Origin of the sequence: Flavobacterium sp. UGB4466, from assembly GCF_903469665.1 — a bacterium.
Classification (GTDB): domain Bacteria; phylum Bacteroidota; class Bacteroidia; order Flavobacteriales; family Flavobacteriaceae; genus Flavobacterium; species Flavobacterium lipolyticum.
In genome coordinates this window covers 1-6,353 of the sequence record NZ_CAGKLC010000165.1, presented here as the reverse complement: position 1 = coordinate 6,353, position 6,353 = coordinate 1, and the positions used below count along the sequence as shown (strand labels likewise).

At 37.0% G+C, this 6,353-nt stretch carries 5 protein-coding genes; 4 read left to right on the top strand and 1 reads right to left on the bottom strand.

Annotated features, from left to right (window positions below; genetic code table 11):
* The 4 genes from JO950_RS20910 to JO950_RS20895 all read left to right on the top strand — a co-directional run.
* The coding region (locus JO950_RS20910) for a gliding motility-associated C-terminal domain-containing protein (RefSeq protein WP_202704378.1) at positions 1 to 1,824 on the top strand (1,824 nt) is incomplete at its 5' end.
* A 46-nt stretch (positions 1,825 to 1,870) separates the two neighbouring features.
* Positions 1,871 to 2,782: a type IX secretion system membrane protein PorP/SprF gene (locus tag JO950_RS20905; RefSeq protein WP_202704377.1), complete on the top strand. Its 912-nt coding sequence runs from the start codon at positions 1,871 to 1,873 to the stop codon at positions 2,780 to 2,782.
* Between the two features lie 97 nt (positions 2,783 to 2,879).
* Positions 2,880 to 3,563 carry a tol-pal system YbgF family protein gene (locus JO950_RS20900; RefSeq protein WP_202704376.1) on the top strand — a complete coding sequence of 228 codons (684 nt, stop codon included), beginning with the start codon at positions 2,880 to 2,882 and terminating at the stop codon, positions 3,561 to 3,563.
* Between the two features lie 55 nt (positions 3,564 to 3,618).
* The gene (locus JO950_RS20895; RefSeq protein WP_202704375.1) at positions 3,619 to 5,553 is read left to right on the top strand and encodes an OmpA family protein; all 1,935 of its coding nucleotides are present in this window, start codon (positions 3,619 to 3,621) and stop codon (positions 5,551 to 5,553) included.
* A gap of 202 nt (positions 5,554 to 5,755) precedes the next feature.
* On the opposite strand, the gene JO950_RS20890 is transcribed toward JO950_RS20895, so the two are convergent.
* Entirely contained in the window at positions 5,756 to 6,094 is a 339-nt protein-coding gene (locus JO950_RS20890; protein ID WP_202704374.1) for a DUF1801 domain-containing protein, read from the bottom strand.
* Positions 6,095 to 6,353 lie beyond the last annotated feature (259 nt).

Genomic DNA, 6,353 nt, shown 5'->3' with positions numbered 1-6,353 from the left:
GCTCCGGCTCCTGCGGCTAATGTAACTTATACTGTAACGGGTACCGCTCCAGTGACTCCTGCAGTGACACAGTCTACGACTACCTTTGCCAATCTGGCTCCGGGTACTTATGCCGTAACGACCACCAACACCACTACAGGTTGTGTATCCTTGCCAACGAATTTAACCATCAATGCCGTTCCGGGGAATCCTGCAGGGCCAACGGCGAGTGTAACGGTTCAACCAGACTGTTTAACTCCAACAGGAACTATCGTAGTTACGGCTCCGGCTCCTGCGGCTAATGTAACTTATACTGTAACGGGTACCGCTCCAGTGACTCCTGCAGTGACACAGTCTACGACTACCTTTGCCAATCTGGCCCCGGGTACTTATGCCGTAACGACTACTAATACCACTACAGGCTGTGTTTCGTTACCAACCAATTTAACCATCAATGCCGTTCCAGTTCCACCAGTAGCGCCAACCGCAAGTGTAACGGCTCAGCCAGACTGTTTAACCCCTACGGGTACCATAGTAGTTACAGCACCGGCTCCTGCAGCCAATGTAACGTACACCGTAACGGGTACCAGTCCGGTGAGACCTGCGGTAACGCAATCTACGACTACCTTTGTCAATCTGGCTCCGGGTACCTATGCCGTAACGACAACTATTACCACTACGGGTTGTGTTTCGTTGCCAACCAATTTAATCATCAATGCTGTTCCGGTTCAACCAGTAGCGCCAGTGGTAAGTGTTGTTGATAATTGTGATGGCACATCTACTTTGTCAACTACAGCTTCAGGTTCTTTATTATGGAGCAATGGAGCGACAACATCAAGTATCACGGTATCTACAGCTGGGATGTATAGCGTTACCGCTACAGTTAATGGTTGCACAAGTCTTGCCGGTTCGGGTGTAGCCACACCAAGAATAACGCCAAGAGCTTTTGAGATAACACGTTTACAACCAAACTGTACAAGCACAAGTGGAACTATTACCATAAAAATTCAAAATGCAGGCGATACTTATAGTTTTGATAACGGTAATACTTTTAGCGCAAATAACATTAAAGAAGGACTTGCAGCAGGGACTTATCTTGTGATTGTAAGAAGTGCTTTGGGTTGTCAATCAGAAGCAGTGCCCATTACGATAAGTAATAGTGAATGTCCGGGTATTGCTATTATAAAAAAATCACAATTTGTAGATGAAAATCAGGACGGATATGTACAAGTTGGGGAAACTATTAGATATAGTTTTGAAGTTAAAAATACAGGTAACATACCTTTAACCAATGTAATGGTAACGGATAATTTACTAGGATTAGTTTTGTCCGGAAGCCCAATTAATTTAGGGATTGGCGAAATAAACACTACAAATTTTAGCGGTGTTTATCGCATTACTCAGGCCGATATTGATTTTGGATCGGTTGTTAATCAGGCTATGGCAGAGGGAACAACTCCTTCTAATACTAAAGTTAGTGATCTTTCTGATGATAACAGCTTCTTAGAAAATGATCCTACTATTCTCGCCATACAAGACTGTAATGTTGAAGTTTTCAACGCTGTTTCGCCAAATTCAGATGGAATTAATGATGAGTTTCTTATTAAAGGTTTAACATGCTACCAGAATAATACAGTTGAAATTTATAACCGTTGGGGAGTTAAAGTATTTGAGACAACTAATTATGGTTCTAATGAGAATTTTTTCAGAGGTTATTCAGATGGCAGAACAACAATTTCCAGAAATGAGAAATTACCGGATGGAACTTATTTCTATATTCTAAAGTATGTTGATAACGCTTCTAAAATGCATGATAAGTCTGGTTATTTGTATTTAAACAACTAGTTCAGGTTAATTTTCTTTCCCTACTTATAATTTAAAATATACGAAAATGAAGATTAAAATAATAGTTTTAGCGCTTATATCCTTTGCCGGTTATGCTCAACAAGATGCTCAGTTCACACAATATATGTACAACACCATAAGTATTAATCCGGCCTATGTGGGGTCCCGTGGAGCTTTAAGTATTTTCGGACTGTACCGCACCCAGTGGATTGGGCTTGACGGAGCTCCGGAAACAAGCAGTTTTTCGGTTAATACACCAATAAATGGCAGTAACTTAGGAGTAGGAGTTTCCTTTGTAAGTGATAAAATTGGTCCCACGAATGAAAACGCAATATCAACTGATATATCTTACACGATCCGTACATCAGCAAATTTTAAGCTCTCGTTTGGTATCAAAGGAACAGGCAATTTGTTTAATCTGGATGTTAACCGATTGCATCCTGCCAGTCAGGGAGATCCAAAATTTCAAAACTTAACCAATAAATTTTATCCAAATGTAGGAGCAGGGGTTTACTGGCATTCAGATAAAGCTTATGTAGGTTTATCGGTTCCCGGATTTATTGAAACCAATCGATATGATGATAACGATGTAGCGATTTATAAAGATAAAATGAATTATTATTTAATGGCAGGTTATGTATTTGATTTAGATCATTATCAATACATAAAGTTTAAACCTGCCGTACTGACTAAAGTAGTTGAAGGTGCTCCTCTGCAAGTAGATGTTTCTGCCAATTTTATGTTTATGGACAAGTTTGTAGCCGGAGTGGCTTACAGATGGAGTGCCGCAATGAGTGCCATGGTTGGCTTTCAAATTAGTGATGGAATGTATATTGGCTATGGTTATGATTACGAAACCACCAATTTAAACAATTACAACTCAGGATCACATGAAATCTTTCTGCGTTACGAATTTTTAAGAAAAAATGATCGAATAACGACACCGAGATTCTTCTAAATACTATAATTAAAAAGGTTGTACAGAAAGAAAAAATATAGCATTTAAATATTAATGGTACTTCAAAAAGTAGGCAATATTCATTTAAAACGATATTATGAAAAATCATTTACTCCTTTATTATACAACAATAGTTAGTATGTTTTCATTCAATTGTTTTGCGCAAAATGCCAGTAATCTTTATTTGAATCAAAAGAAAATTGGAGATTCAAAAACGAATGTCCTGGCCATGACAGACAAAAATTATCCCGGGAAAAAAGTTGCATATTATCACGTTGAAGAAATCATTAATGTAAAATTTGGGAGTTACAAGACAACCTATGATGTGACTGATCCTGAACTAATAAACACAAATAATCTGGGGCCTAACAACACTCGTACTATAACGCCAAAGTTTGCCAATGCAGAAAATAATACTTTAAAATTAAAAGCTGCCAAATCAAGGGTAATCGAAGATTCATCTGCTATTACAACAACGGAGATTAAGAAAAAGAAAAATGTTTTTGTTTATATCGATGTGATAAAAACATATGAAAGAATGTATAATAAAGGTTACAGATCGGTCGATATGCTGAAAAAAACAGGAAATGCTTATTTTTTTAATGGAGACATGGATAGCGCCGCCAAAAGCTATGCAGATTTATTCAAAATGACTTCTGACTTAGAGCCTGAATATTATTATCGTTTTTCGCTTTCATTACGATCAGTTGGAGAAAACGATAAAGCGAATGAAATGCTTAAAAAATTTAATGAATTATCCGGGAATACTGCCAGAGAGTAAGTCAGATTGAATAATAGAGACCACTCATAAATATTACCCTAAAAAATAGTAAAACATGAAAAATTTTATACTCTTTTGCCTCACAATACTATGTTTTTTGCCATCAAACACTTATTCGCAACAGAAGAAAGTAATTGCTGCGGATAAAAAATACAATAGTTACGCTTATATCGATGCCATTAAAACATATGAACGTTTAGCCGAAAAAGGATACAGCTCTGAAGACATGCTTAAGAAACTGGGGAACTCCTTGTATTTCAATTCAGAATTTGAAAAAGCTGCAAAATGGTATGGTAAATTATTTGCCATGAATGTGGAAATTGAACCGGAATACTACTATCGTTATGCACAATCATTAAAATCTACCGGCGATGTGGTCAAAGCCAATCAGATGCTTGATTTGTTCAATCAAAAAGCAGGAAATGACAGACGAGGTAAACTTTATGAAGAGGATAAGAATTATATTGATGAAATTAAAGCCAATACAGGCATCTATAAAATTAGCGATCCCGGAATAAATAGTAAATACTCCGATTACGGGACTGCATTTTATAACAACAAGATTGTTTTTACTTCGGCCAGAGATACGGGTAGTTTGGGACAACGCAAGCACAAATGGACCAACGAAAGTTTTACCAATCTGTACGAATCGGATATAGATCAGGATTTTAAAGCGGAGAAACCGAAAAAGATTCAGTCTAAAATAAATTCGAAGTATCACGAATCTACACCAGTGTTTACAAAGGATGGAAAAACAGTGTATTTTACACGAAACAACTACATTAATGATAAAAAAGGGAAAGATGGAACGAACACTACCTTGATTAAAATATACAAGGCCACGTTTGAAAATGGAGATTGGGTAAATATCACAGAACTTCCATTCGACAGTAACGACTATAGTACCGCACATCCCGCATTGAGTCCGGATGAGAAAGCATTATATTTTGCATCAGATATGCCCGGAACATTTGGACAATCGGATATTTTCAAAGTTAGTATCAATAGTAATGGAGGATTCGGTACTCCGGTAAATCTGGGGAAAAGTATCAATACGGAGGGAAAAGAAACATTCCCTTATATTACAGATGAAAATGAAATCTATTTTGCTTCAGACGGACATCCCGGTCTTGGAGGCTTGGATGTTTTTAGTGGAAAAATCAATGAAAACGGTGTAAGTGATATTCAAAATATTGGCGCAGATATCAATTCAGTGCGGGATGATTTTGCTTTTATAATCGACACCAAATCTCAAAGAGGTTTTTTCTCCTCCAATAGAGAAGGAGGGAAGGGGGCTGATGATATTTATGAATTTTTGAGAATAAAAAAGGTAACTTGTACTCAGGAATTATATGGTGTAATAACTGATGTTGGCACCGGCGAAATTTTACCAAACACCAAATTAACCTTATTTGATAGCCAGTTTAATGTAGTAGGAACAACTTATTCAGATGAATCCGGTAACTATACTTTCTCTGTCGAATGTTTGAAAACGTACCATGTGAGGGCTGAAAAAGAGAAATATTTGACTAAGGAATTAAGCGTTACCGTATCAAATGAAACAGGAAAAACAAACTTGCCAATTATCCTTGAAAAATTAGGATGTACGGTAACAATTGGCGATGATTTAGCGAAATGTTTTGGCATAAAAATGATCTACTTTGCCTTAGATAAATCAGACATCAGAGCGGAGGCAGTACTGGATCTTGAGAAAATTTTAGATGTTTTAAAACAGTATCCGGAAATGAAACTGGATATACGTTCCCATACCGATAGCCGTCAGACTCACAAATATAACGAGGGATTATCTGACAGAAGGGCAAAATCGACTATTAAGTGGTTAGTTCAAAATGGAATAAATCCGAACAGATTAGAAGGTAAAGGATATGGAGAAACGCAACTGATAAACGGATGTTCTGATGGTGTAAAATGTACAGAAGAAGAGCATCAGGCTAATAGACGCAGCGAATTTATCATTATTGCTTTATAATTTACAAGAAGCGTAATCAAATAAAATACAATTTTATAGAAACATTTATTTGGAAGATTATGTTTTTATGGACAAGTAGCTGCCTCAAACTTGAGACGGCTACTTTTTTTTATAATATAATTTGTTTCAACCAGCGGCTTGACATTAAACAACAGTTGAGTCAAAGAAATAATGCATTTTACATGTTGGAGACAACAACAGCTTAATCTTCACTCACAGCCACAAACCATTGGCTAAAGAGTTGGACATCTATGTCCGAAACAGCTTTAATCTTGACATGGCGCATCGTCTTTCCGGTACCCTCCAAAACCCCATTAGGGTCATTAAGTTTTTCGATATTTCTGCTAAAACCAAGATTGACATGATTCTTGTTGGTTTGTAGGTAAGCAAAGTCTTTAGTTGACTTAAAAACGGGTCTGCCCCACTTGTATTCGTCAACTACACCATCAACACTCTGATGTATTAGTGAGCGAACCAGTTCCATGATTTCTTTCTGCACCTCTGGTGCACTATTGATATATTCGGTAATCTCTTCGTTCATTTCTTAAATAAATGTATTGGGATGCAAACATAAAAAAATTAAGAGAGACACAAAAAAAAATAGCAAACGGCTCTTAAAAGGAGTAAAGGTGGAGCATTTTGCATCTTGAAACGTATAAAGGTCTAAAAGAAAAAAAACTATGAGTCTTAGGATTTGCAGGTTTTATCATGTTTTCTTAGGCCAAAAAAAAGTCCTGAAATGTTTCAGGACTTTTTTAGTGGGGAGAGCAGGATTCGAACATGCGAAGTTCACACAGCAG

Bases quoted from the DNA above. Each gene is read 5' to 3' on its own strand.
- JO950_RS20905 (WP_202704377.1), top strand. From the start codon at position 1,871: ATGAAGATTAAAATAATAGTTTTAGCGCTTATATCCTTTGCCGGTTAT.
- JO950_RS20900 (WP_202704376.1), top strand. From the start codon at position 2,880: ATGAAAAATCATTTACTCCTTTATTATACAACAATAGTTAGTATGTTT.
- JO950_RS20895 (WP_202704375.1), top strand. From the start codon at position 3,619: ATGAAAAATTTTATACTCTTTTGCCTCACAATACTATGTTTTTTGCCA.
- JO950_RS20890 (WP_202704374.1), bottom strand. From the start codon at position 6,094: ATGAACGAAGAGATTACCGAATATATCAATAGTGCACCAGAGGTGCAG.